At 60.1% G+C, this 23,609-nt stretch carries 24 protein-coding genes, 1 other RNA gene and 1 riboswitch; of the genes, 12 read left to right on the top strand and 13 right to left on the bottom strand.

From position 1 onward, the window contains the following. Window positions 1–244 precede the first annotated feature (244 nt). The 5 genes from GOX88_RS22685 to GOX88_RS22705 form a co-directional block, all read right to left on the bottom strand. Window positions 245–1,822, bottom strand: a complete 1,578-nt coding sequence (locus GOX88_RS22685) for an ABC transporter ATP-binding protein (protein ID WP_170407542.1) — start codon at window positions 1,820–1,822, stop codon at window positions 245–247. Continuing rightward, window positions 1,819–2,925 (bottom strand): ABC transporter permease, encoded by a 1,107-nt coding sequence (locus tag GOX88_RS22690; RefSeq protein WP_170407545.1) that lies wholly within the window; start codon window positions 2,923–2,925, stop codon window positions 1,819–1,821. The genes GOX88_RS22685 and GOX88_RS22690 overlap by 4 nt, the downstream gene beginning before the upstream one ends. Beyond that, complete coding sequence (locus GOX88_RS22695; RefSeq protein WP_170407548.1) at window positions 2,926–4,011, bottom strand: microcin C ABC transporter permease YejB; 1,086 nt, start codon at window positions 4,009–4,011, stop codon at window positions 2,926–2,928. A gap of 9 nt (window positions 4,012–4,020) precedes the next feature. Continuing rightward, a complete protein-coding gene (locus tag GOX88_RS22700; RefSeq protein ID WP_437436445.1) occupies window positions 4,021–5,925 on the bottom strand; it encodes an extracellular solute-binding protein in 1,905 nt (634 codons plus the stop codon). Window positions 5,926–6,101: 176 nt separating this feature from the next. After that, the gene (locus GOX88_RS22705) at window positions 6,102–6,611 is read right to left on the bottom strand and encodes a c-type cytochrome (protein ID WP_170407598.1); all 510 of its coding nucleotides are present in this window, start codon (window positions 6,609–6,611) and stop codon (window positions 6,102–6,104) included. A gap of 119 nt (window positions 6,612–6,730) precedes the next feature. Between GOX88_RS22705 and GOX88_RS22710 the strand changes: the two genes are divergently transcribed. Next, window positions 6,731–7,564: a prephenate dehydratase gene (locus GOX88_RS22710; protein ID WP_170407555.1), complete on the top strand. Its 834-nt coding sequence runs from the start codon at window positions 6,731–6,733 to the stop codon at window positions 7,562–7,564. An 11-nt stretch (window positions 7,565–7,575) separates the two neighbouring features. Here GOX88_RS22710 and GOX88_RS22715 read toward each other — a convergent pair whose 3' ends face one another. The 3 genes from GOX88_RS22715 to nudC are packed head-to-tail and all read right to left on the bottom strand — an operon-like array spanning window position 7,576 to window position 9,545. Beyond that, complete coding sequence (locus GOX88_RS22715; RefSeq protein ID WP_170407558.1) at window positions 7,576–8,043, bottom strand: GNAT family N-acetyltransferase; 468 nt, start codon at window positions 8,041–8,043, stop codon at window positions 7,576–7,578. Window positions 8,044–8,056: 13 nt separating this feature from the next. Beyond that, entirely contained in the window at window positions 8,057–8,524 is a 468-nt protein-coding gene (locus tag GOX88_RS22720; RefSeq protein WP_170328842.1) for an SRPBCC family protein, read from the bottom strand. Window positions 8,525–8,564: 40 nt separating this feature from the next. Beyond that, entirely contained in the window at window positions 8,565–9,545 is a 981-nt protein-coding gene (nudC, locus tag GOX88_RS22725) for an NAD(+) diphosphatase (RefSeq protein ID WP_170407561.1), read from the bottom strand. A 208-nt stretch (window positions 9,546–9,753) separates the two neighbouring features. Here nudC and GOX88_RS22730 point away from each other — a divergent pair, with 208 nt between their 5' ends. Together GOX88_RS22730 and ffs are read left to right on the top strand one after the other, a co-directional pair. Next, window positions 9,754–11,601 (top strand): bifunctional 2',3'-cyclic-nucleotide 2'-phosphodiesterase/3'-nucleotidase, encoded by a 1,848-nt coding sequence (locus GOX88_RS22730; RefSeq protein WP_170407601.1) that lies wholly within the window; start codon window positions 9,754–9,756, stop codon window positions 11,599–11,601. A 39-nt stretch (window positions 11,602–11,640) separates the two neighbouring features. Then, window positions 11,641–11,739, top strand: an RNA gene (ffs, locus tag GOX88_RS22735) — signal recognition particle sRNA small type. 29 nt (window positions 11,740–11,768) lie between these two features. Here ffs and GOX88_RS22740 read toward each other — a convergent pair. Then, window positions 11,769–12,626: an alpha/beta hydrolase family protein gene (locus GOX88_RS22740; protein ID WP_170407565.1), complete on the bottom strand. Its 858-nt coding sequence runs from the start codon at window positions 12,624–12,626 to the stop codon at window positions 11,769–11,771. Between the two features lie 141 nt (window positions 12,627–12,767). Beyond that, window positions 12,768–12,988, top strand: a riboswitch (cobalamin riboswitch). A gap of 81 nt (window positions 12,989–13,069) precedes the next feature. Here GOX88_RS22740 and GOX88_RS22745 point away from each other — a divergent pair. After that, window positions 13,070–13,477, top strand: coding sequence for a hypothetical protein (locus tag GOX88_RS22745; protein WP_170407568.1), 408 nt, complete (start codon window positions 13,070–13,072; stop codon window positions 13,475–13,477). A gap of 1 nt (window position 13,478) precedes the next feature. Here the strand turns inward: GOX88_RS22745 and GOX88_RS22750 are convergent, their stop codons facing one another. Further along, window positions 13,479–13,982 (bottom strand): protein-tyrosine phosphatase family protein, encoded by a 504-nt coding sequence (locus GOX88_RS22750; RefSeq protein ID WP_254436342.1) that lies wholly within the window; start codon window positions 13,980–13,982, stop codon window positions 13,479–13,481. 131 nt (window positions 13,983–14,113) lie between these two features. On the opposite strand from GOX88_RS22750, the gene GOX88_RS22755 reads away from it, so the two are divergent. From GOX88_RS22755 to GOX88_RS22775, 5 genes are all read left to right on the top strand, one after another. Further along, entirely contained in the window at window positions 14,114–15,865 is a 1,752-nt protein-coding gene (locus tag GOX88_RS22755; protein ID WP_170407607.1) for a DNA polymerase III subunit gamma/tau, read from the top strand. A 235-nt stretch (window positions 15,866–16,100) separates the two neighbouring features. Beyond that, window positions 16,101–16,445 carry a YbaB/EbfC family nucleoid-associated protein gene (locus tag GOX88_RS22760; protein WP_170407570.1) on the top strand — a complete coding sequence of 115 codons (345 nt, stop codon included), beginning with the start codon at window positions 16,101–16,103 and terminating at the stop codon, window positions 16,443–16,445. Between the two features lie 64 nt (window positions 16,446–16,509). Next, on the top strand, window positions 16,510–17,103 hold the full coding sequence (gene recR / locus GOX88_RS22765) for a recombination mediator RecR (RefSeq protein ID WP_170407573.1): 594 nt from the start codon (window positions 16,510–16,512) through the stop codon (window positions 17,101–17,103). Between the two features lie 71 nt (window positions 17,104–17,174). Continuing rightward, window positions 17,175–17,906: a hypothetical protein gene (locus GOX88_RS22770; protein WP_170432700.1), complete on the top strand. Its 732-nt coding sequence runs from the start codon at window positions 17,175–17,177 to the stop codon at window positions 17,904–17,906. A 98-nt stretch (window positions 17,907–18,004) separates the two neighbouring features. Continuing rightward, window positions 18,005–18,493 carry a hypothetical protein gene (locus GOX88_RS22775; RefSeq protein ID WP_170407577.1) on the top strand — a complete coding sequence of 163 codons (489 nt, stop codon included), beginning with the start codon at window positions 18,005–18,007 and terminating at the stop codon, window positions 18,491–18,493. Here the strand turns inward: GOX88_RS22775 and GOX88_RS22780 are convergent. Beyond that, window positions 18,490–19,131, bottom strand: coding sequence for a ribonuclease T2 family protein (locus GOX88_RS22780; protein WP_170407580.1), 642 nt, complete (start codon window positions 19,129–19,131; stop codon window positions 18,490–18,492). The genes GOX88_RS22775 and GOX88_RS22780 overlap by 4 nt on opposite strands. 130 nt (window positions 19,132–19,261) lie before the next feature. Between GOX88_RS22780 and GOX88_RS22785 the strand changes: the two genes are divergently transcribed. After that, window positions 19,262–20,023, top strand: coding sequence for a DUF1013 domain-containing protein (locus GOX88_RS22785; protein ID WP_170407583.1), 762 nt, complete (start codon window positions 19,262–19,264; stop codon window positions 20,021–20,023). A 51-nt stretch (window positions 20,024–20,074) separates the two neighbouring features. Then, on the top strand, window positions 20,075–20,467 hold the full coding sequence (locus tag GOX88_RS22790) for a hypothetical protein (RefSeq protein WP_170407586.1): 393 nt from the start codon (window positions 20,075–20,077) through the stop codon (window positions 20,465–20,467). Window positions 20,468–20,505: 38 nt separating this feature from the next. On the opposite strand, the gene GOX88_RS22795 is transcribed toward GOX88_RS22790, so the two are convergent. Together GOX88_RS22795 and GOX88_RS22800 are read right to left on the bottom strand one after the other, a co-directional pair. Next, window positions 20,506–21,537 (bottom strand): permease, encoded by a 1,032-nt coding sequence (locus GOX88_RS22795; RefSeq protein WP_170407589.1) that lies wholly within the window; start codon window positions 21,535–21,537, stop codon window positions 20,506–20,508. Further along, window positions 21,530–21,838 carry an ArsR/SmtB family transcription factor gene (locus GOX88_RS22800; RefSeq protein WP_170328866.1) on the bottom strand — a complete coding sequence of 103 codons (309 nt, stop codon included), beginning with the start codon at window positions 21,836–21,838 and terminating at the stop codon, window positions 21,530–21,532. The genes GOX88_RS22795 and GOX88_RS22800 overlap by 8 nt, the downstream gene beginning before the upstream one ends. A gap of 135 nt (window positions 21,839–21,973) precedes the next feature. On the opposite strand from GOX88_RS22800, the gene GOX88_RS22805 reads away from it, so the two are divergent. Next, complete coding sequence (locus GOX88_RS22805; protein WP_170407592.1) at window positions 21,974–23,434, top strand: PLP-dependent aminotransferase family protein; 1,461 nt, start codon at window positions 21,974–21,976, stop codon at window positions 23,432–23,434. Window positions 23,435–23,609: the final 175 nt, after the last annotated feature.

The raw sequence follows: 23,609 nt of genomic DNA on the forward strand, positions 1-23,609 counted from the left end.
TTGCCCAACAAGCTTGAGGAGGTCGAAGGCGCCAACCGCGCCATCGCCTCTGCCTTTACACCTCTAGAGTTTGGTTTTGAACCACTCCCAAAAGGTTTTGCCAAACAACACCACAAGAATTGCGACGCAGAGACCTATTTGAGCCTTTAGGGAACCCCAGAATTCTTCGCTTGTGAACGCAACTAAGCAAGAGACGCCAATAAAGAACGCCTTCCCAATGTAGTCATTTCCTTGCTCCCTCATGCTACCCGGCCGCCGCAATCAACTCGCGGGTATAGTCTGTCTGGGCGTTTTCGAACAGGTCCTCGGCTGTGCCCATTTCGACCACATCCCCGTTCCGCATCACGATCACCTTGTGGGACATGGCACGAACGACCTTCAGGTCATGGCTGATGAACAGATAGGCCAGCCCGTATTTCCGTTGCAGATCACGCAGCAAGTCGACGATCTGCACCTGTACGGTCATATCCAGCGCGCTGGTCGGTTCGTCCAGCACCAGCAGCTTGGGCCGCAACACCATGGCGCGCGCGATGGCGATCCGTTGGCGTTGCCCGCCTGAGAACTCATGCGGGTAACGGTCCATCGCCGCCGGATCGAGGCCCACCTCGGTCATCACCTCGGCGACCAGTTCACGCGGGGCGCGGTGGGGGTCGATCTTATGGATCGCCAACCCCTCGGCAATGATCTGCTGGCAGGTCATCCGCGGGCTGAGGCTGCCGAACGGGTCCTGGAACACGATCTGCATATCCTTGCGCAGCCGCCGCAGCTGTCGTGTGGACCAGCGACGCACGTCCTGATCGCGGAAGGTAATCCCGCCCTCGGACGCGATCAGCCGCATAATTGCCAAAGCCAGCGTTGTCTTGCCGGAGCCGCTTTCACCGACAATACCCAGCGTTTCACCTGCGCGGACGTTCAGTGTGGCGTCGTTAACTGCCTTCACATAGCCCACGGTACGCTTCAAAAATCCGCGCTGGATCGGGAACCAGACCTTCAGGTTGTTCGTCCGGGCGACCTCTTCGGCGTCGGGCGCGACCGGGTCAGGATGGCCCGAGGGTTCGGCCCCCAGCAGCTTGCGCGTATAGGGATGTTGCGGGTTGTCGAAAATCTCGGTGGTCACGCCGGTTTCGACGATTTCACCATCCTTCATCACGCAGACCCGGTCGGCAATGCGCCGCACGATCCCAAGGTCGTGGGTGATGAACAGCATCCCCATGTTTTCAGATTTCTGCAGCTCGGCCAGCAGTTCGAGGATCTGCGCCTGAATGGTCACGTCCAGCGCAGTCGTTGGCTCGTCCGCAATCAGAATGTCCGGCTTGTTGGCCAGCGCCATGGCAATCATCACACGCTGCCGCTGCCCGCCGGACAGTTGGTGTGGGTAGCTGTCCAACCGCTCGCGCGGATCACGAATACCCACCTTGGTCAGCAATTCGACAATACGTTCCCGCGCCGCGTCACCTGTCAGCCCCTGGTGCAGAGCCAACGACTCGGCCATCTGCTTCTGGATCGTGTGCAGCGGGTTCAGCGAGGTCATCGGCTCCTGAAAGATAAAGCTGATGTCATTACCGCGCACATCCATCAGCTTGTCCTGCGAGGCACCGATCATCTCGTCGCCATCGTATTTCACCGAGCCCTCAACAATGGCGCTGTCGCCCAGCAGCGACACAGTGGACAGCGCCGTGACGGACTTGCCCGAGCCGGATTCGCCAACCAAAGCCACGGTTTCCCCCCGATCCACGGTGAAGGACACACCCTTGACCGCAGCGCTCACCTGCCCGTCCTGCCGGAACGAGACCTTGAGGTTGTTCACATCCAACAGGCTCATGAGAAGGTCTTTCTGGGATCAAACGCGTCGCGCACGCCCTCAAAAATGAAGACCAGCAGTGACAGCATGATGGCAAAGGTGAAAAACGCGGTAAAGGCCAGCCACGGAGCCTGCAGGTTCTGTTTTGCCTGCAAGGTCAGTTCCCCCAGCGACGGGGCCGAAGAAGGCAGACCGAAGCCGAGGAAGTCCAATGACGCCAGACCCGCGATGGTTCCGGTCACAATGAACGGCATAAAGGTCAGCGTCGCCACCATTGCATTGGGCAGCATGTGGCGGAACATGATGGTCATGTTGCCCACACCCAGCGCCCGCGCGGCCCGCACATATTCTAGGTTCCGTGCCCGCAGGAATTCGGCTCGTACAACACCGACCAATCCGGTCCAGCTGAACAAGATCATCAACGCCACAAGCAGCCAGAAACTTCGTCCCAGAATGGCGAACATGATGATGATCACGTAAAGCGACGGCGTGGCCGACCAGATTTCGATGATGCGCTGGAACACAAGGTCCAGCCAACCGCCAAAGAACCCCTGAATGGCCCCTGCGAAGATACCGACAATACTGGCAGCACCCGTAACCATCAGCGTGAACAGGATCGACAGGCGGAAGCCGTAGATCACCCGCGCCAGCACATCGCGTTTGGTGTCATCCGTACCCAACAGGTTCTGCCCGTTGGGCGGCAATGGCGCGGCCCCCGGACGGTCTACGCTGGTGTTGAAGGAATACGGGATCAGCGGCCAGATGGCCCAGCCGCGTTCAAACCCGTCAGCCTGGTAGGTCCCGGCCTTGATCTCATCAATGATGCCTTCGGGGTCGTCGAAACAGTCTTCGATCCCGCCACTGTCGATCAGGCACTTCACCTCGGGGTCGCGATAGATTGCTTCGGTCTGGAAATCACCACCGAACTCGGTCTCGGGGTAGAAGTTGAAGATCGGCGTGTAGAACTCACCCCGGTATTTCACAAGGATCGGTTTGTCATTGGCGATGAACTCGGCGAACAGCGAAAGGCCGAACACCACCGAGAAGATGATCAACGACCAGAATGCCCGGCCATTGCGGCGGAAGTTACGCCAGCGGCGCTGGTTGAGTGGGGACAGCGCCATTTACCCCTCCCGCTTTTCGAAATCGATGCGCGGATCGACCAGCACATACATCAGGTCGCTGATGATACCGACGACAAGGCTCATCAGACCAAAAATGAACAACGTTCCGAAGATCACCGGGTAATCCCGCGCCACGGCGGCCTCGAACCCCAGACGGCCCAGACCGTCCAGCGAGAAGATGGTTTCGATGATGATCGACCCGCTGAAGAACACACCGATGAACACCGCCGGGAACCCCGCGATGACGATCAGCATGGCATTGCGGAAGACATGGCCATACAGCACTTTCTGCTCGCTCAGGCCCTTTGCACGCGCGGTCATGACGTATTGCTTTTTGATCTCATCCAGAAACGAGTTCTTGGTCAGCAGGGTCAGCGTCGCAAAGGCGGAAATTGTCAGGGCAATCACCGGCAGGGTAATGTGCCAGAAATAGTCGGCGATCTTGCCAAACAGGCTGAGGCTGTCCCAATTGTCCGAGGTCAGCCCCCGCAGCGGGAAGATTTGCCAGTAAGAGCCACCCGCAAACAGCACCAGCAGCAGAATCGCAAACAGGAAGCCCGGAATAGCATAGGCTACGATGATGGTGCCGCTGGTCCAGGTATCGAAGCGCGACCCGTCCTTGACGGCCTTGCGAATACCCAGCGGAATTGACACCAGATAAGCAATCAATGTCGACCACAGACCCAGCGAGATCGAGACCGGCATTTTCTCAAGAACCAGATCGGTCACGCTAATTGACCGGAAATAGCTCTCACCGAAATCCAGCGTCAGATAGTTGCCCATCATGTCTAGGAACCGTTCGACCGGAGGTTTGTCGAAGCCGAACTCTCGTTCCAGTTCTTCAATGAATTCGGGTGGCAAGCCACGCGCACCGACATAGCGGTCGTTTGCGCCGCCGGTCTGCTGTTCGATATCGCTGCCGCCGCCGGCGATACCTTCGAACACGTCACCACCGCCCTCCATCTGAGCGATGATCTGTTCGATCGGGCCGCCAGGGACAAACTGAACCAGCGTGAAGTTGACGATCATGATCCCAAGCAAAGTGGGGATAACCAGCAACAGGCGTCTTAGAATATATGCTCCCATGGGGGCGGATTACCTCAACGCGCCCGAGGACTTCAACTCGGCTTCTTTCTCGGCATTGATCCACCACAGGTCCTGGATGCCCAAGTCATAGGGCGGCAGGTTTTCCGGGTATTCGTACATATCCCAATACGCGACCCAGTATTTGCCCAGATACCATGTGGGCACCATGATCCGCTTTGCGCGCAGCACGCGGTCCAACGCGCGGACATTGGCGAAAAGCTCCTCGCTTTCGGTTGCGGCGACGATATTGTCGATCAGCGGTTCGATATCGGGGCCATGCGCGCCCGACGGGTTGAACACGGAATACGAGGCCGCCTCGGTCCCGAATTGCTGATACAGGCCGGTCGAAGGCTGCAGCGACGTGGGATAACCGCCAACGATCATGTCGAAGTCCCGGTCCCTGCGGCGCAGGGTGAACTGGGCATTGTCGACGCGGTTGTACTTCGCGTCCACACCCATGGCGCGCAGGTTGTCGACGAAAGGCTGGATGATCCGGTCCAGGGTCGGCTGATCCGACAGGAACTCGATCGACAGCACTTCGCCATTGGCGTTGCGGCGGATGCCGTCGTCACCAACCAGCCAACCGGCCTCATCCAACAGCTTCATCGCTGCGCGCAGGTTGCGGCGGTCATTCTGACGGGCCGGACGGGATTCATGCGCCGTGACCGGCTCTTCGGTCAGAACCGCCGGGTCCACGGCGTTACCAAGCGCTTGCAACACTTCAAGCTCGCGCCCCTCGGGCAGGCCGGTGGCTTCAAGATGCGTACCTTCCCAGAACGAATGCCGTTGCTGAAACAGCCCGTATTGCAGACTTTCATTGGTCCATTCGAAATTATAGGCAAGCTGAACCGCCTCGCGCACGCGGGGGTCCTGAAACTGCGGGCGGTCGAGGTTCATGACAAAACCCGAAGCCGTCGGCACGTTGCCATCCTCAAGCTCAGCCCGGACCACAGAGCCATTTGCGATCGCGGGAAAATCGTAAGCTGTCGCCCAGCTTTTCGAGTTGTTTTCCTGCCGCAGTGTGAAAGTTCCCGCTTTGAACCCCTCCATCGCGGCAATCGAGTCACTGAAATACTCAATGCGGATGCTGTCGTAGTTGTTGCGGCCCACGTTCACATTGATGTGGTCACCCCAATAGTCCGGGTTGCGTTTGTACACGATGCGCCGGTTGATGTCGTAACTGTCCAGCAAATACGGGGCTGACCCGATCCCCGGCACCAAGCGGGACTTGTCCAGACGGCGGTTTTCCGGGTCCGCTTCGAACCACGCTTTGGAAAATACCGGCGTACCGCCCACCTGCGAAATCAGCGCCCGGCGCGGGATATCCGGCGCGAAATAGAACTTAACCCGATGCTCATCCAATGCCTCGGCGCGTGGAATGCGCTTGCGCACGGCATCCGCGTAGGACTTCAACCCCTGGTCCAGCAGCAGGTTATGGGAAAACACGACATCCTCGGCGGTCACGGGCGTGCCATCGGAAAACCGCGCCTCGGGGCGCATGTTGAAGATCACCCAATCCTGACTTTCCGGGTACTCCAGGCTTTCCGCAAGCAGGCCGTAGTAGGACGCGGGCTCATCATAAGACGGAAACAACAGGGATTCGTACTGATCCGCCGACCGTGCACCCGCGCGACCCTGCCGCGTGAACGGGTTGAAACTGTCAAACGTACCTTGTGCGGCATAGGACAGCTCTCCACCCCGCGGCGCGTTTGGGTTCACATAGTCGAAATGGGCAAAGCCCTCGGTGTATTTCAGATCGCCAAATTCCGAGAAACCGTGGCTTTTGATGATCTTTTCTTCGGCAAACAACTGCGTCGCCGCCAACAGGACCAGAAACAGCCCCAGCATTGACGTATATGCCCAGCCCCTGAAATCCAATGCGCGCGCCTGTACGGTTGTTTTGCCGGATCTCATTTTGCTCATCCCCTGCTTGGCCTCTGCCTTTAATCTTTTGCGTGCCAGCTAAATGACCAGCACTGTCAGGTGCAAGTTTAGAATGCGTGAACGCTTTGTGAAGATGTTGTTAGGCAAAAAAATAAAGCCGCTGCTTGGGGCAGCGGCTTTGAAATTCAGTGCGGTTGATCACAGGATCAGTTGCCGATGGTCTGCAGGTAGGCAATCAGATCGGCGCGGTCCTGCGGTTTTTTCAGGCCGGCAAAGCTCATGGAAGTACCCGAGATATAGCTTTTCGGGTTCGTCAGGAATGCGTCCAGTGCTTCGGGTGTCCAGTTGCCGCCATGGGCCTGCATCGACGGCGAATAGCCGCCAAATCCGTTCGCCGATGCGACCGGGCGATCCACAACACCATACAGATACGGGCCGGTACCGTTGGCACCATCTTCCAGCTTGTGGCATGCCGAGCATTTACGGAAGACGCGCGCGCCCTTGTCCGGATCGGCGGCAGCCAGCATGTCTTCGAAGACTACTTCTTCACCGTCCGCGCTTTCACCAGAGCTTTCGGTTTCGATAATGTAAGAGGCCGTCTCGCCATGCCCATCGGCATGGTACAGCGCCTCGGCGCCCCATTTGGCCAGAAGCAGCACCAGAAAGGTGCCAAACAGGCCTGCGGCGGCCTTGGTAACTGTCATCGTGTCGAACATTGATCGCGTGTCCATTTCAGCTGTCTGCGGGGTGTCTAAGGCTTCCCCTCGCAAGAGGCAAGGTATAGACACCGCGACTAAACGCCCAATTCTAGAACTTGTTGCACGGAATCGATCAAATGACCAATCGTATCGCATTTCAGGGGGAACCCGGTGCTTATAGCCACGAGGCCTGCCGAAATGCGCGCCCCGATATGGAGGCACTGCCCTGCCGCACGTTCGAAGACGTGATCGAATCGGTTCGCTCGGGCGAGGCGGATCTGGCGATGCTGCCGGTCGAAAACACGACCTATGGCCGGGTGGCCGATATTCACCGGCTGCTGCCGCATAGCGGGCTGCATATCATCGACGAGGCTTTCGTGCGCGTGCATATCAACCTGCTGGCCGTGCCCGGGGCGACTTTGGCCGATATCACCGAGGCGCATTCGCATCTGGTCCTGCTGCCGCAATGCGCCGGGTTCCTGAAAGAACATAACATCCGGGGCCGGGTCAGCCCCGACAACGCGCGCGCCGCGCGTGAAGTGTCAGAGCAGGGCGAACCGCACTCGGCGGCGCTGGCCAGCGAACTGGCGGGCGAAATATATGGTTTGAACGTGCTGGCGCGTCACATCGAGGATCAAGACAACAACACCACCCGCTTTCTTGTCATGTCGCGCCAGTCAGACCTGTCGCGGCGTGGCCCGCATGGCATGATCACCAGCTTTGTCTTTCAGGTGCGCAACATTCCGGCGGCGCTGTACAAGGCGATGGGAGGCTTTGCCACCAACGGGATCAACATGACCAAGCTGGAAAGCTACATGGTCGATGGATCGTTCACCGCAACACAGTTCTATGCCGATATCGTCGGTCACCCTGACGACCACAATGTGCAACTGGCCATGGACGAACTGGAGCACTTCACAACCAATGTCGAAGTGCTGGGCGTCTATCCCGCAGCGCATCCTCGCGGGTAGGGCCCGCTGACTCACGCAAAGGTGTAAGCTTTGCTTACCGTTCCTTCTTGGGACTTGTATTCGACGAACCCCATGGCTGCGTAGTAAGCCAGACCTTCGGCATTGTTGGCATCAATCGTTGCGTCGATGGCGGGGAGGCCCTGCGCTTTCGCAACCGACACTGTCGCCTGAAACATCGCCCGCCCCACGCCGCAACGCGCGGCCGAGGGTCGAATATGGGTTCCAATAACGCCCCAGCCGACCGGCGCCCCATAAGGATTGTCTACAGCCGCCCGTTTCAGGGACTGGAACCCCAGAATCCGGGTTTCACGCGTGGCAACGAAACACGTTAGCTGATCCGGATGCGCAACATAGAGCGCCTCCACAAAACCCGGATCGCTTGGTCTGGTGCGTTTTCCGGCAGCCGTAATTTCCTGCAACACCTCCGAGATGCCCGCGACATCCTCCAGTCTAACCTCTCGGATAATCAGATTGTCCATTGCCGCCCCCTTCTCAGCCGCCGTGCAAATGGCGCTCTTCCATCTCTCGGGCGAATTCGCTGAGCCGAAATTGAAACTGCCGCCGGAACCGCGCCTGACCCAGCCGCAGCGATTGCAGCAACAGCCGCGCAGGCAGAGATCTGGCGGCCAGCGACATGTCGACGCTCAGCCGGGTGCGGCGCTGCGACAGGGCCAGGAATTCAATGATCGTCACGCCGTTCATGCCCTTGCTGACCGCATCGAACCGCAAAAGGGATGGTGGGTCGCATTCGGCCATCTCAATCGCGACTTGCCTGGGTTTGCCGCGCAGCTTGAACTCGGTTTCCCACTGCGTACCCGGCACCACGCCCATATGGCCCGACAGACGCCGCACCTCGATCCCGCGGCGCATTGCCATACGTTCGAACCGCTCAAAATCAGCGACCATTTCGAACACCGCGTTGATGGGAGCTTCGATATCTTCGCGCGCTGTAAACTGCATGACGGTTTCGTGGTTCTCTTGGCTGTAGGCTCAGTATCTGTCAGTCCAGCGTATCCGCAAGCCAGTTTTGCAGCAGGAAATGCGCAATGGCCCCCTTGCGGGCCGGCAGCAGCTTCGGATGCTCTCCGGCAAAGGCCTGCATCATCTCGGGCTTGCTGACCCACATCGCGTCCTCGATTTCCACCGGATCGATAGTGATCTCGCGCGACAGCGCCTCACCGACGCAGCCAAACATCAGCGAGGCCGGAAACGGCCAGGGCTGGCTGGACAGATAGCTGACCGCACCGACCGGCACACCGGCCTCTTCCATCACCTCGCGCCGGACCGCGGCCTCAAGCGTTTCGCCAGGCTCAACGAAACCTGCCAGCAGGGAATACATCCCCTCAGGCCAGCCCGGAGACCGCCCCATAAGCACCGAATCCCCGTGCGTGATCAACATGATGACCACCGGATCGGTGCGCGGGAAATGCTGTCCGCCGCAGGACGGGCAACTGCGCTGCCACCCGGCTTGTGATATTTCGCTGGCGGCACCGCAGCGGGCGCAGAACCGGTGGGTTTCATGCCATCCGATGACCGCCTTGGCCGCTGCGGCCAGTTCCGCATCGCGGGCCGACAGGCGGGTCATGATCCGACGCAGCTCGGCAAAGACATAGCCTTGGGGCAGGTCCGGATGCTGCTGTTCGGTCCGATCGACAAACGCCCCCAACTGGGACATGTCCAGCCCCTCGGGTGACCAGTTCGAGATATCGAGGGCAAAAACCGGCGACCCGTCCGAGAGACCCAGAAACACGGGTTCCTCCACTCTGCCGCCCGGTCCGTTCTGCACCAATTCGTGCGTCATGGGGATCAGACCCAGCCGATCCAGCGCCTCGCCCCGAACCAGTGGCTTTCCCCGCCACAGCAGCAGGCAGGACGCCTGCGGATGGGCGCGCATCCGCGCAAGCTGGTCCGCATCCCCCCGGATATGCGCCGCACGCTCCAGGCCTGACCCGCCAAACGTCACAAGTTCCGCATGCTTCATGAGTGTTCCTTTGGATCTTCGGCACAGGGCTGCCACGCCAGCAGCAGCGTTGCAATGGCAATTCCAAACACCCGGACGCCAGACGTCGTCAAATGATCGCAGGCACGTCTTGAAAATTGCATGTACTATACTTTTTAGGGAATATGACTGACAACCAACTGCCAGAAGTAGAAACTTGACACGTTCCGCTCATCCGCCCTGTTCCGAAATGAAAATACGGATTTTGGCAACCTCCGATCTGCATATGAACCTGAGCGGCTTCGACTATTACTCGGACACCCCGGAGCCCTCAATCGGGTTCACGAGGACCGCCAGCCTGATCCGGGCCGCGCGGGCCGAGGCGGTGACGGCTGGCGCGCTGGTTTTGCTGTTCGACAACGGAGATTCGCTGCAGGGTACTCCGATCGGAGACTGGGCTGCGGAACCGGCCAATGCGCCGCATATCCTGATGCAGGCATTCGGTGATCTGGGCTATGACGCCATTGGGCTGGGCAACCATGATTTCGGTTTTGGTCTGGGGGTTCTGGATCGTATTCTGACCGATGCTCCCTGTCCGGTGGTGTGCAGCAATGCGTACCGGCAGGACACCGATACTCTTTGGCAAAGTGATGCGGTCCTGACGCGCATGGCTCTGTACCAAGGTCATCAGGTTGCGCTGAAGATCGGTGTGTTTTCGGTTCTTCCCCCGCAGACTGCTAAGTGGGAGGCGCACCAGCTACAGGATCGAGTCGTCATGGACGATATCCTGACCTGCGCCCGCAACAAGGTGCGGGATCTGCGGGCAAAGGGCTGTGATCTAATCATTGCCCTGGCACATACAGGGTTGGGATCACCCATTGCGGAACCTGACATGGAAAACGCTGTTATCCCGCTGGCTGCCATTGACGGCATTGATGTCATAATTGCCGGACATTCCCACCTGACGCTCCCCGGCCCTGCGCATGAGGGGCTGGATCATGTCGATGCCACCCTGGGCCGGGTGCACGGGAAGCCGGTGGTCATGCCGGGCCCGGCCGGATCGAATCTGGGGCTGATTGACCTGACTCTGTGCAGGGCGGATGGCGGGACGTGGGCAATACAGGACCACGGTACCGAACTGCGCTCGGTGTGCCCGTCGATGTCGGGCGGAACGGTCCATCCGGTTGCAGAAGACCCTGATTTGCTGCGCCTTTTCGACGAGGGACACACGGAAACGCGTCGTCACACGGCGCAGCCAGTGGGCCGGACCGACCGGCATTTGCACAGCTATTTCAGCTTTTGCGCTCCGGACAGGGGGCTTGCATTGGCCGCGGCGGCGCAGGCGGCTGCCCTGCGTCCGCATCTGAAGGGGACACCCATTGCAAAGCTGCCTGTTCTGTCCGCAGTGGCCCCTTCTAAATTCGGCGGGCGCGCCGGGCCTCGGTTTTATACCGATGTGCCGCCGGGGCAGGTTTTCCTGCGTCACATTAACGACCTGTATGTCTTTCCCAACGAATTGCAGGCCGTTGTCGTCAATGGCGCGCAGATCGGCGACTGGCTTGAAATGTCGGCGGGCATTTTCACTCAGGTCGAACCGGGCTGTGAAACCGATCTGGTCGATCCCAGCCGGGCCGTGCACAATTTCGACGTTCTGCAGGGGTTGAGCTATAAAATCGACCTTTCGCACCCGCCGCGCTTTGCTGCCTCCGGTCATCTGACCGACCCCGCGCATCACCGTATTCACGACATCCGATTCGAGGGGCGCCCGGTAGCCCCCAACCGGCGCTTTGTCGTTGCGCTGAACAATTACCGCGCCAACGGGGGTGGCCATTTCCCTTTCGTCGACCACGCCGAGCCCATCCCACTGCCCGCGCAACCCGTCCAGCGCATCCTGCAGGACTACTTCTCGGGTGCCCTGCCGCGGGATCCGCTGGAAAACGCGCCCCGCGCCTTTCGGTTTGCGCCATTGCCCGAAGCGACAACCTTGCTCCGAACCGGTCCGAAGGCCCGCGATCACATTGCCGAGCTTGAGGAATACGCCCCAGAGCTGCTCGGAGAAGACGATGAGGGCTTTTTGCTGATCCGTTTGACGCTCTGACGGGTTGTCTTTTCCGCGCCTGTTGCCTATATCGAGCGTCGAGAGGTTGGCGCGGGCGAGCGCCTCGCCAACCTGGTCAGGTCCGGAAGGAAGCAGCCACAACGAGCCCCGCTTGGGTCGATGTCCAACCTCTCACTTTAGCTCCCGCCGAAAACTAAAAAGAAAACTCAAGCGATCAGTCGCGGCCAGACGGCGGCGTTGCGGCGCGCGAAGGCACCGATATGCCCCACTTCCGACAGGCCGAATTCACCGGGTGACAACAGATGGCGCTGCGCGTGCGGCCCATACAAATCAGCCAGCCGCCAGACTGCCGCTGGTGGCACCAAATCGTCATCTTCGAAGGTGAACAGGTCCACGGGGGTCTCAGACTGCGCCCAGCGCGCTTCGGGCAGAGTGATCCCGATTTCGGGCAGGTAGTTGCGCGGCGCGGTGCACCATCGCCGCCACTGCCAATAGACCGACGCAGGCAGGTCCGCCCCAAATCCCAGCGCTTTGCCCGGAAGATACCCAAGGGCTTTTACCGCCAAAGGCGCGTGACCATACCAGAACAACAACGCCAGCGCCCGATAGGGCCAGGGGTGATCCGATACCGTCACAGGGCCGGAACAGACGCAGATCATTCGGTCGATCTGATCGACATCGGGTTGTATTGGCCCCAGCATCCCGCCGACGGAATGACCGATGCTCCACTGCTGCGCATCAGGGAACCTGCGCCGCATTTCGACCCGGGCCGCGGGCATGTCGGTCAGGGCCCAGTCGGCCATCTTCACCCGCGATGCCTTCAACGGCCCGTTCAGCGAATGGCCGAAATCGCTGTAGTCATAGGTCAGACAGGCCATCCCCTGCACCTCAGCCAGCCAGCGGGCAAAATGCTGATAGTATTCCCTCGGCACTCCCGTTGCGCCGTGAATGACCACGGCCACCCGAGGCGCCGACGCCGGCAGATACAGACGCGCAGACAAAGTGCCCGCGCCTGACGGAAACTGAAAGTCCTCGGTGGATACAGTCTGTGCAGCGTCCAGCATGGTGCGGTCTCCGGGTTTTGAACCGATTGGTTCACTTCTTCCAGTCCGCCGTGTTTCCCGCCACAAGTCAACAGTGGCCAGACATGACCACACGTCCACTTAGTCGCGCAAATTGCCCGCTTGACTCGGGCCGCCCGCACCCGCTAGCGATGCGGTGATGGTTCTCGTCCCCGGTCCCGGGGCGGGATGAAAAGGGAACACGGTGCGGTTCTGCCCGGTGATGCCGGAACGAACCAAGGCCGCGACTGCCCCCGCAACTGTAAGCGGTGAGCAATGCCGAAACACCACTGGCCGAAAGGCTGGGAAGGTCGGCAAAGCGATGACCCGCAAGTCAGGAGACCTGCCATCGAACCAAAACCGAAACTCGGGCGGGGTGTCCGGGCAGGTCGTCAGCACGCTGTCACACCTGATCTACGCCCCGTCCTGCGCGCGGAGGGCGCACCATGATCTGGAAGACGAAGACACATCAATTCACTGCAACCGTGTGCCAGAAAACCGGCAAGACCTGTCCCGCTCTGGCACAGATGGCCCGCGCCGTCGTGCAGGCGATGGAGGCCGCCGTACCTGCGACCACACCGGATTTCGAATTCGAAGGCAGCAGCGAACTGACCCATTGTGCACAGGGTTGCCTTGCTCGGTTTCGCGCACAGGCGGAGCAGATTCGCGTGTTTTGCGGGACCGATGCCGACACCGCGATCGAAACGCTGGACGACTATGCAGATATGATGTTCGGCCTTGAATTCACGACACGCCCGGCCAGGCTGTTGCCGACACCGCCCTGCGCGATGCTTGAGGTCACTGCCATCGCGCAATGCCCGATCGTACAGCCGGAACGACACGCGGCGCTCTGAACTAGTTGTAAGGCCGGGTGACGGGCGCCTGTGCGGCCCAATCCAACTGGCCGTCGGTTTCAACGGCACAGGGTCGCACGGCGCGTAGGCGTTTCAGCGCTGCCTCGGGGCGTTCGCCGTGTTCGACCAAAAGGCGCAGGGCGATCATCCCGGACCGCCCGCAACCGCCCCGGCAATGTACTAACACCCGCCCTCCGCGGGCCAGAACCTGTGCCGCCGCTGCGCTGACCTCGGGCCATGCGGCCTGAACCTCCGGCGGCGGCGCGCCAAAATCCGTGACCGGCAAATGCGCCCACCCGATTGCCGCAGCGCGCAGGTCACCGCCAAGTTCGGCGGCCCCCTCCTGCAGCATCTCAGCTTCGGTGGTCATGGAAATCACCAGATCAGGCTGCCAGTCGCGAATTACACCAAGATCCTGCAGGTAGTTACCCGCACGCCCCGGCAGCGGCGACAGGGCAACCATACCGTTCCCCACCTGCACGGGATGAATTGCGAACAGTCTCAAGTGATAGCCCTCCTACGTACACGCCTATGGTACATAAACTGCGACGCAAACGGAAATTCGCCAAGGGGGATGTGGACGCGGGCGGCGGGGGTCTCTACGCTGCATCGGAACCCGAATCCGACAGAGCAGACATGACCGACACGCCCAGCCCCGCCTATCAGGTTCTTGCCCGCAAATACCGCCCCGAAACCTTTGCCGACCTCGTTGGTCAGGATGCCATGGTGCGCACGCTGAAAAACGCGTTCGAGGCCGACCGCATCGCGCAGGCCTTCATCATGACCGGCATTCGCGGTACCGGCAAAACCACTACGGCCCGGATCATCGCCAAGGGCATGAACTGCATCGGCCCCGATGGCGAGGGTAAGCCGACCACGGAACCCTGCGGCCAATGCGAGCATTGCGTGGCCATCATGGAAGGCCGCCACGTCGATGTGATGGAGATGGACGCCGCCAGCCGCACCGGTGTGAACGATATTCGCGAGATCATCGACAGCGTCCGCTATCGCGCGGCTAGTGCGCGCTACAAGATCTACATTATCGACGAGGTCCACATGCTGTCGACCAGTGCGTTCAACGCGCTGCTCAAGACGCTTGAGGAACCGCCCGAGCATGTGAAGTTCATCTTTGCCACAACCGAGATTCGCAAAGTGCCGGTGACGGTGCTGTCCCGTTGTCAGCGGTTCGACCTGCGCCGGATCGAGCCCGAGGACATGATCGGCCTGCTCAGCAAGATCGCGGCGGCTGAGAATGCCCAAATCGCCGATGACGCGCTGGCATTGATCACCCGTGCGGCCGAGGGCTCGGCCCGGGATGCGACCTCTCTGCTGGATCAGGCGATCTCGCACGGCGCCGGGGAAACCAGCGCCGATCAGGTACGTGCGATGCTGGGCCTGGCCGATCGCGGGCGGGTGCTGGACCTGATGGACATGATCCTGCGCGGCGACGCGGCGGGCGCCCTGACCGAACTGAGCGCGCAATATGCCGAGGGCGCCGACCCGCTGGCCGTGCTGCGCGATCTGGCTGAAATCACCCACTGGGTTTCAGTTGTGAAAATCACGCCGGATGCAGCCGAGGACCCGACCGTGTCACCGGATGAGCGCGCCCGCGGTCAACAGATGGCCGAAGCCCTGCCTATGCGGGTGCTGACCCGGATGTGGCAAATGCTGCTGAAAGCGCTCGAAGAAGTCTCGGCGGCTCCGAATGCGATGATGGCTGCGGAAATGGCCGTGATCCGCCTGACCCATGTGGCCGACTTGCCCAGCCCGGAAGAACTGATCAAACGGCTGCAGGACGCACCGCCTCCGCCACCGAACGGGGGCCCCGGCGGCGGCATGGCCGTGCCGTCCCATGCGCCTGCTCAGCCTGCTCCTGCTGCGTATACATCAACCGCGCGCGGTCCGGCCGGAGCACCAACAGCCGCGCTGGCTCAGGAAACCCAGGCAGCCCTTGCGCGCTATCCCAGCTTTGACCACGTCGTTGAACTGATCCGGACGAACCGCGACGTGAAACTGCTGGTCGAGGTTGAAAACGGCGTGCGCCTTGTGTCCTATTCGCCCGGTCGGATCGAGTTTACGCCGACGGACAGCGCCCCAACGGATTTGGCTCAAAGACTCGGCACAGCGTTGCAACGATGGACCGGAAATCGTTGGGCCGTGTCTATCGTCGCCGACGGAGACGCGGCGACCATCGCCGAAGTGCGCGACGCGGCTGAGCTGGCCCTGAAAGCGCAGGCCGAACAACACCCTCTGGTTCAGGCCGTGCTCATGCAGTTTCCCAAAGCCCGGATCAAAAGCATCGAAACCCCGGAGCAGCGGGCCGCCAAGGTCGAAACCGAAGCTCTGCCCGAGGTCGAAGACGAATGGGACCCGTTCGAGGAAGACTGATAAAAAACTGCTTCGAAACCGGAAACCTCCCGCGCCCGCCATGGTCCATCGGCTATCGCCGATATCCCTGTCCTCCCGTTGGGCCCGGCAGCGCGGGCAAAGCCCACGCTGCCGGGCCCAACGGGAGGACAGGTCTTGCCAAAGACCTTGACGACGGGCGGGAGCCCCCTCGCCCCTTGTGCCACGCGGTTGGCATCCGTATTTAGGCGGCAAACCGATACACAGGAGAAAAACGATGCTCAAAGGACTCGGCGGTCTGGGCGATATGGCCAAGATGATGAAATCGGCGCAGGATTTGCAGGCCAAGATGACCGAAATGCAGGAAGATCTGAACAACCTGACGGTTGTTGGCGAATCCGGTGCTGGCCTGGTCAAGGCAACCGCCTCTGCCAAAGGGGAACTCAAAGGTCTGGATATCGACCCGTCGATCTTCAACGGCGACGACAAGGAAGTGGTCGAGGACCTGATCCTGGCCGCCATCAAGGACGCGCAGACCAAGGCGGCCGAACGCTCGCAGGAAGAGATGACCAAGCTGACCGAAAGCATGGGCCTGCCCAAAGACATCAAGCTGCCGTTCTGATAGACACTCCTGACGGAATACCGGCCGGGCGCCCCTGCCCGGCCCTTTTGCAGGAGCATCCGCGGTGAGTTCGAACAGCGATATCGACAATCTGATCGACCTGATGGCCAAGCTGCCGGGCCTCGGCCCCCGCTCGGCCCGCCGCGCGGTATTGCACCTGATCCGAAAACGCGCCCTGCTGCTGACGCCGCTCTCGGACACGATGCAGCAAGTGGCCGTGACCGCCCGCGAATGCCTGAACTGCGGCAACGTCGGCACCACCGATATCTGCGACATCTGCGACAACGAGGCCCGCGCGACCGGAGAGCTGTGCGTGGTCGAGGACGTGGCCGACCTTTGGGCCATGGAGCGCGCCGGAGTGTTCAAAGGCCGTTATCACGTTCTGGGTGGCACATTGTCGGCGCTGGACGGCGTTGGCCCGGACGAGCTGCGCATTCCCCGCCTCAAGGATCGGGTCTTGGCCGAGGGGATCAGCGAAGTCATTTTGGCGCTGAACGCCACTGTCGATGGCCAGACCACCGCCCACTACATCGCGGACCAGTTGGAGGGGCAGGTCCGCCTGACCTCGCTGGCGCAGGGCGTGCCAATTGGCGGCGAACTGGATTATCTGGATGACGGAACGATTACGGCGGCACTGAGGGCGCGGAAGGAATTGTAAGCCTTTACTCATTTATTTTATTCAACTAGCACCGTCCCGATTTAATACTACCGAGAACTAAGGCACTACCCTTGTACAAACTAGCATTCCACGTCTTTCGTATGTACTGGCTGCCAGTATTGTTTGCGTCAGTGATCTTGTTTTTGTTGGATATTTGGGGGCAAGGAAGTATCGGTCGATCTCTTGTGCCAACACTAATGGTATATGGCTACTTAGCGTTCGCATTTCATTACACACTGCTCACCGGAGCCACTACTTCGGTGTTTAAAACATCGGGCCAAACTCCTTCTCCGAATTGGAGCTTCTGGGTCGCATTTATTCTTCCGATTTTTTTCTTGCTTTTGGCGATGGGAATCGCCTTTTTCATCGTCAAAGCCAAACTGCCAGCTGAGATGCTTCCTGGAGACGCGGCACTGGGGTTTGCCATGCTCGTTTCACTTCCGTTGTTTGGCCTGCTACTCGCCGCGATCGGAACAATGATACCAGCTGCAGCGATTCAGGCGTCAACGGGTGTTCGCGCTGCATTGAAGCGGGCACGGAGAAGCTTCTGGTTTATTCTTTGGAGGCTTATAACTGGCCCCACGGTTTTTACTTTGGTTTTCGTGGGCGTTACTCTTACGCTGGCACAACAGGGCCTTGACCCAGCTATTCCAGAAACCTTCGCAGGTATCACAGTTTCAAATGCCACGTACCATACGGTGGCTGGGTTTCTAGGAATCTTCAACACCGCCCTTACCGCCTCCATCTTTTCAATGGCGTACACGTGGGTCGAAGAAGGTAGAAAACTGCAGCTATCAGGTTGAACCGAAGCTACAGTCTACGAAAACCATTTTTGAAACCGTCTCTGGAAGCTAGGTAATAGCTATCCAGACTAACAAGCTGCTATACTAGGAAACGCCACATGCGCCACTTTCTCGCCCTCACCTTCGCCGCCTTTACCGCAACCGCCGCTTGGTCGCAGGAACTGATCGATAAGGGCTTTGTTGAGGGCTGGAACATCATGATGGACCCCGCGCTTGGCAACGGGTGTCTGATCCAAACGATCTATCAAGACCTCTCGGTGGTGCGTATCGGCTATGATGCGCTGGACAATCGCGGGTATTTCGCCGTGTACAACAAGGCATGGGGCGACATCAAACAGGGCGAGAGCTATCCGATCCTGTTCGAATTAGACGGCAAGAGCTTTGACGCCACCGCCATCGGCTTCAATCAGCGCGATGTACCCGGCGCGACGGTGTTTTTCACCGACCGGAACTTCGTCAACGCCATCGCTCAGAACAAGACGATGACCGTCTACAACCCGGCAGGTGAAGTGGTGATGGCGATCGATCTCAACGGCACCGCCAAGGCGCTGGACTATGCGCGGGATTGCCAGAACAAAAAGCTCTAACGAATCGGATCGAACAGCGCGTCCTTGGCCGTGCAGTCACGGATCACGTCCCGACCGCAGGGCACCGGTTCAAGATCGCGGGACAGGCACACACGAACCTCTTCGATGTAGCCCTGTTTGCAGGTGATTGTGATCATATCCCGCTCCAACCCCGGATTGGCTTTTAGAAAGGCCTCTTCCACCACCGAGGCGGGCAATTTGACCGTAGAGTCCAATTTGCGGAACACAGGCGGACGCTGAACGCCCTCATAAGCCTGCCGAGACAGCGCGAAATAGCCAGGCGCGCTGAGGCCGGAACAGGTGCCATGCTTCTTCCACTGATGCCATGCCAAGCCGGGTGAGCCCTGAATATCAGCCATGTCGCGGGTCATGGCGCGCGACGGTGGTGCCTCGGGCGTGCGGCAATAGGCAGGCCAGCCTTGATGGTATTGTGGCCAGAGCCCGTGCAATACCCACCCGTGATCGTGCCGCGCATCGCATTGGTCTGACCCGCGCGCATCGCCTTCACGGGCGCACCAGTTGGGCGACCAGCTCAGCGACAGAACGTAATAGTCGAACTCCCCCGCCTTTTCGCCATCGGCCAGCGCCGCCATTGCGCTGAACACCCACAAAACCAGCCCTATAATGCCCTGGCGCATTCGCCTCTTCCCTTCTTGCCTTGGCGCGACTATATACGGGCCAAGTTCCCCGACAACGGAAACCTGCCCCAAGACCACGGGGCCGCCGAATTCCGGCGACGGGACAGATGTATTTATAGGAGACGGGCTGATGGCAAAACCGCTTATGGCCAAGGCAACAGCCGTATGGCTGGTGGACAACACCACGATCAGCTTCAAGCAGATCGCGGATTTCGTGGGCATGCACGAGCTTGAGGTGCAGGGCATCGCCGATGGCGACGTGGCCGCTGGCGTGAAAGGGTTCGACCCGATCGCCAACAACCAGCTGACCCAGGAAGAGATCGACTCGGCGCAGAACAACCCGCTGCACAAGCTGAGGCTCAAGTTCAACCCGGCCGCCTCGGGCGAGGAAAAGCGCCGTGGCCCGCGCTACACCCCGCTGTCCAAGCGTCAGGACCGTCCGAACTCGATCCTGTGGCTGGTCAAGTTCCACCCTGAACTCAGCGACGGCCAGATCGCCAAGCTGGTGGGCACCACCAAGCCGACCATCCAGTCGATCCGCGAGCGCACCCATTGGAACATCGCCAACATGCAGCCGATCGACCCGGTCGCACTGGGCCTGTGTAAACAGTCTGAGCTGGACGCCATCGTTCAGAAGGCCGCTGCCAAGAAAGCCGCCGAAGGTGGCGTCATGAGCGACGACGAACGCCGCAAACTGGTTTCCACCGAGCAGTCGCTGGAGATGGACGCCGCGCCGAAGATCCCGACCGCCATCGAAGGGCTCGAAACTTTCTCGCTGTCCGACGAACCGGAAGCCGAGAAAGACGACGAGCCGATCATCGACGCCGACAGCTTCTTCAACCTGCCCAAAGGCGGGGCCGAGGATGAAGACGAAGACGATCTGCGCCCGTAACGCACAGACAGCCCCGGTTCAATCAAACCGGGGCTTTTTTGCAGGCAAACCATGCTGACCATTCTGTCCAATCTCTTCGGCCCGCACCGCGCCGTGTCGATCTATGCTTTCCTGAAAACCTGGGGCCTGCTGGTGGTGGGTATCGTCGGCATTGTCACGGTTGCCACTGCGCTGCTGGTGTTCAATGACGATGGCACGCACGAACATGACTCGTATCTGACCGTTTCGGTCCTGTCGGCAACTCCTGTGAATGGGGATCTGAAATACGGCGTCATTGCCTCAGTACAGCTACCCGATGGCTCGGCCACCTCCATTAACGAACCCAAAGAGCATATCGCTCGAACCGTCGGCACGACAGCCTGCGTGGAAAAACGTGTCTACGTCGAAAGTGGCGAACCCCGATACAGGTTCAAACTGCCAAGCCTGTGCGAGGCCAAACAATAAGCAAAACCGCCCGGTGGCAACACCGGGCGGTTTTTCCTTCAGATCATCTGAAAGATGATCCCCGCGATAATCGCTCCTGTGATTCCCAGTCCCAGATAGGTCGCAAAGACACGTGGCTTGACCAGCGACCAGACCGCCGCCATCGCCGGGATCGAACTGACCGCGCCTGCAACCATGAACGACATCGCAGCCCCTGCGCTCATCCCCTGCTCCGTCAGCCCGGCCAACAGTGGCGGCGCAACGTACGAGTTCAGATAGGCAGGCATCCCGACCAGCGCAGCGACCACGATGGGCACGACACCTTCACCGCCAACCACTCGGGCGATCAGGTCCGCAGGCACATAGCTGACCAGCAGCGCCTCAAGCACATAGGCCAGCGCCAGCCATTTCAACAGGAACAATCCGTTGTGAACAAACTCGGACCGGAACCGCTGACGGCGTTCAGGTACCTGCCAGAACCGCCAGACCGGCTTGTCATCCTGTTTCGGACCACATCCACAACATCCGGCAGGCTTGTATTCACGCAGAGGTTCGGCAAATGCACCCGAGCGCATCAGGCCCCGCACGACGAACCCTCCGAACAGACCCAACGCAACGGCTGCGACGGCTTTGCCGATGGCAAACGGCCACCCCAGCGCGCCCGCCGTGATCAGCAAGGTCGGTGGGTCGATCAAAGGCGAACTCAACCAGAACGCCATCACTGCAGACAGCGGCGCGCCCAGTGCCAGCAAACCGGCGATGAAGGGAATGACCTCGCAAGAGCAGAACGGAGCCAGCCCACCGAACACCGCGGCAAGAAATATCATCCGCGTCTCGCGCCCTTCAAAGGCGCGTGCGACCATCACCTCGGCCCCGGTCGCTTTGAGGTAGGACAGCAGCAATACGGCAAACAGGATGTACTGACCGGTATGAACCAGCGCCTTACCGGCAAAGGAGACGACCTCACCCCAGTTGCCGGGGTCCAGAACGGCGACGGCCGCCAGGATCGCCATGATCAACGCCCATGGAGTCTTGATCAGATCAAGTGCGGCCTTGGCCGGGACCTTGGGGTTTTGTGTCAGATCAGCCATCGTTCGCAGCCTTTCCCACTTCGTCCGCGCAGCATTCGGCAAGGATGAACTGCGCCAGATTTCTCAACTCGTCATAGCAGGCCCGATTGATCGTGCTGCGCCCGACTTTCTCCTGCTCGACCACGCCACCGGCGGCCAGAAACCGCAGGTGATGCGCCAGGGTCGATGGGGCGATCCCCGTCCGCTCCTGTATCTCGCCAACCGTCAGACCGGCCTGTCCGGCCCGGACCAGTGTCTTCAGAACCTTCAGCCGGGCCTCGGACCCCATGGCTGAAAATCCTGCTGCAGCGGTTTCCCACATCTCGCTTACTCCATTAAACTAGATTTCTGGTTATTTAGTTTAATCAGAGGATGTGGTCAACCATCCGCATCACGAATTCTCGAGAATTGCTTAAGTCCAGATTGCTCACCCCATAAGTCCAACCTATAAGACCCTATGGCAATATCGGTCGATACATTCTTTCTTGAGTTGAACGGGCAAGGCACGCTGCAGGCGCAGATCCAGCAGATGATTGCCGAGGGCATTCTTTCCGGCAGGTTCCATGTCGGGGAAAAGCTGCCCTCGTCCCGCAAACTGGCCGCGCATCTGGGCGTCAGCCGGATCACGGTGACGCTGGCTTATACCGAGCTGCTGGCCAATGACTACCTCACCGCCAAAGGCCGGTCCGGGTACTACGTCTCGCAAAACGCACCGGTGCCGCCGAAATACACACCCGTCCAGCGGGGCACCGAGACCGTCGACTGGGACGCGGCGCTGGCCCGGCGGTTCTCGGGCAGCGATATGCTGTCGAAACCGGCCGACTGGCGCGACTACCGCTATCCGTTCATTTACGGGCAGGCCGACCGAACCCTGTTCGACCACGCCAACTGGCGCCTGTGCGCCGTGCGCGCACTCGGCCACAAGGATTTCGATTCTCTGACCGCCGACTACGTCGATCAGGACGATCCGCTGCTGGTCGAGTTCATTGCCCGCCACACCCTGCCCCGCCGCGGCATTGCCGCCCGGCCCGAAGAGATTCTGATCACCATGGGCGCGCAGAACGCGCTGTGGCTGGCCTCGCGCATCTTGCTGACCCACAACCGGACGGCGGTGATCGAGGACCCTTGCTATTACGCCCTGCGCAGCCTGTTGGCGCATTGGGATTGCGACATCACCGCGCTGCAGGTCGATCGCGACGGGCTGCCGCCGGATGCCCTGCCCGACGACACTGACGTCATCTTCACCACGCCCAGCCACCAAAGCCCGACAACTTCGACCATGCCGGTCAGCCGTCGGAACAGATTACTGGAACGGGCGCGGGAACTGGACGCGATGGTGGTCGAGGACGACTATGAATTCGAAATGGCCTTTCTGGGCGCGCCTTCCCCGGCGTTGAAGTCGATGGACCGGGATGGGCGGGTGATCTATGTGGGCAGCTTCTCGAAATCTCTGTTTCCTGGATTGCGGCTTGGTTACATGGTCGGGTCCGAGCCGTTTATCCGCGAGGCCCGAGCACTGCGGTCGCTGGTGCTGCGTCATCCGCCGGGCCATATCCAGCGCACGGCAGCCTATTTCCTGTCGCTGGGCCACTACGATGCGCAGATCAGGCGCATGTCCAAGGTTCTGGCGCAACGGCGCGAAGCGCTGGACAATGCCGTCGAGGAACACGGGCTGACTGTGGCCGGGCGCGGCATTCTGGGCGGGTCTTCTTTGTGGATGTCCGCCCCCGAACATGTCGACACAACCCGACTGGCCCGCACGTTGCAGGACCAAAGCGTCCACATCGAGCCCGGCGCGTCGTTTTTTTCGGGGCCGGATCGGCCGCAGAATTTCTATCGCCTCGGCTATTCTTCGATTCAGCAGGACCGGATCGCTCCTGGTGTAAAACTGATCGCTGATGCCATTCGCGCCGTCTGACGCGATTCTGGACCTAATCCGCCGCAAATTCTGGCCCTAACGCCGCCCGGTCCCTTGCGCCTAAACCGTATTCAAAGGCTGGGCTGATGGCTCAGTTCCACCCATCTATGCGCGGAGAACACTCAGATGAAAATGACGACGGAAGAGGCCTTTGTTAAGGTTCTGCAGCTTCACG

It is taken from the genome of Ruegeria arenilitoris (assembly GCF_013030985.1).
GTDB lineage: Bacteria > Pseudomonadota > Alphaproteobacteria > Rhodobacterales > Rhodobacteraceae > Ruegeria > Ruegeria arenilitoris_B.

Coding starts and splice junctions, on each gene's coding strand:
- GOX88_RS22685 (WP_170407542.1), bottom strand. CDS start 1,822: ATGAGCCTGTTGGATGTGAACAACCTCAAGGTCTCGTTCCGGCAGGAC.
- GOX88_RS22710 (WP_170407555.1), top strand. CDS start 6,731: ATGACCAATCGTATCGCATTTCAGGGGGAACCCGGTGCTTATAGCCAC.
- GOX88_RS22790 (WP_170407586.1), top strand. CDS start 20,075: ATGCTGACCATTCTGTCCAATCTCTTCGGCCCGCACCGCGCCGTGTCG.
- nudC (WP_170407561.1), bottom strand. CDS start 9,545: ATGAAGCATGCGGAACTTGTGACGTTTGGCGGGTCAGGCCTGGAGCGT.
- GOX88_RS22715 (WP_170407558.1), bottom strand. CDS start 8,043: ATGGACAATCTGATTATCCGAGAGGTTAGACTGGAGGATGTCGCGGGC.
- GOX88_RS22755 (WP_170407607.1), top strand. CDS start 14,114: ATGACCGACACGCCCAGCCCCGCCTATCAGGTTCTTGCCCGCAAATAC.
- GOX88_RS22805 (WP_170407592.1), top strand. CDS start 21,974: ATGGCAATATCGGTCGATACATTCTTTCTTGAGTTGAACGGGCAAGGC.
- GOX88_RS22695 (WP_170407548.1), bottom strand. CDS start 4,011: ATGGGAGCATATATTCTAAGACGCCTGTTGCTGGTTATCCCCACTTTG.
- GOX88_RS22700 (WP_437436445.1), bottom strand. CDS start 5,925: ATGAGATCCGGCAAAACAACCGTACAGGCGCGCGCATTGGATTTCAGG.
- GOX88_RS22775 (WP_170407577.1), top strand. CDS start 18,005: ATGCGCCACTTTCTCGCCCTCACCTTCGCCGCCTTTACCGCAACCGCC.
- GOX88_RS22745 (WP_170407568.1), top strand. CDS start 13,070: ATGATCTGGAAGACGAAGACACATCAATTCACTGCAACCGTGTGCCAG.
- GOX88_RS22720 (WP_170328842.1), bottom strand. CDS start 8,524: ATGCAGTTTACAGCGCGCGAAGATATCGAAGCTCCCATCAACGCGGTG.
- GOX88_RS22705 (WP_170407598.1), bottom strand. CDS start 6,611: ATGTTCGACACGATGACAGTTACCAAGGCCGCCGCAGGCCTGTTTGGC.
- GOX88_RS22780 (WP_170407580.1), bottom strand. CDS start 19,131: ATGCGCCAGGGCATTATAGGGCTGGTTTTGTGGGTGTTCAGCGCAATG.
- GOX88_RS22740 (WP_170407565.1), bottom strand. CDS start 12,626: ATGCTGGACGCTGCACAGACTGTATCCACCGAGGACTTTCAGTTTCCG.
- GOX88_RS22730 (WP_170407601.1), top strand. CDS start 9,754: ATGAAAATACGGATTTTGGCAACCTCCGATCTGCATATGAACCTGAGC.
- GOX88_RS22800 (WP_170328866.1), bottom strand. CDS start 21,838: ATGTGGGAAACCGCTGCAGCAGGATTTTCAGCCATGGGGTCCGAGGCC.
- GOX88_RS22760 (WP_170407570.1), top strand. CDS start 16,101: ATGCTCAAAGGACTCGGCGGTCTGGGCGATATGGCCAAGATGATGAAA.
- GOX88_RS22785 (WP_170407583.1), top strand. CDS start 19,262: ATGGCAAAACCGCTTATGGCCAAGGCAACAGCCGTATGGCTGGTGGAC.
- GOX88_RS22795 (WP_170407589.1), bottom strand. CDS start 21,537: ATGGCTGATCTGACACAAAACCCCAAGGTCCCGGCCAAGGCCGCACTT.
- GOX88_RS22690 (WP_170407545.1), bottom strand. CDS start 2,925: ATGGCGCTGTCCCCACTCAACCAGCGCCGCTGGCGTAACTTCCGCCGC.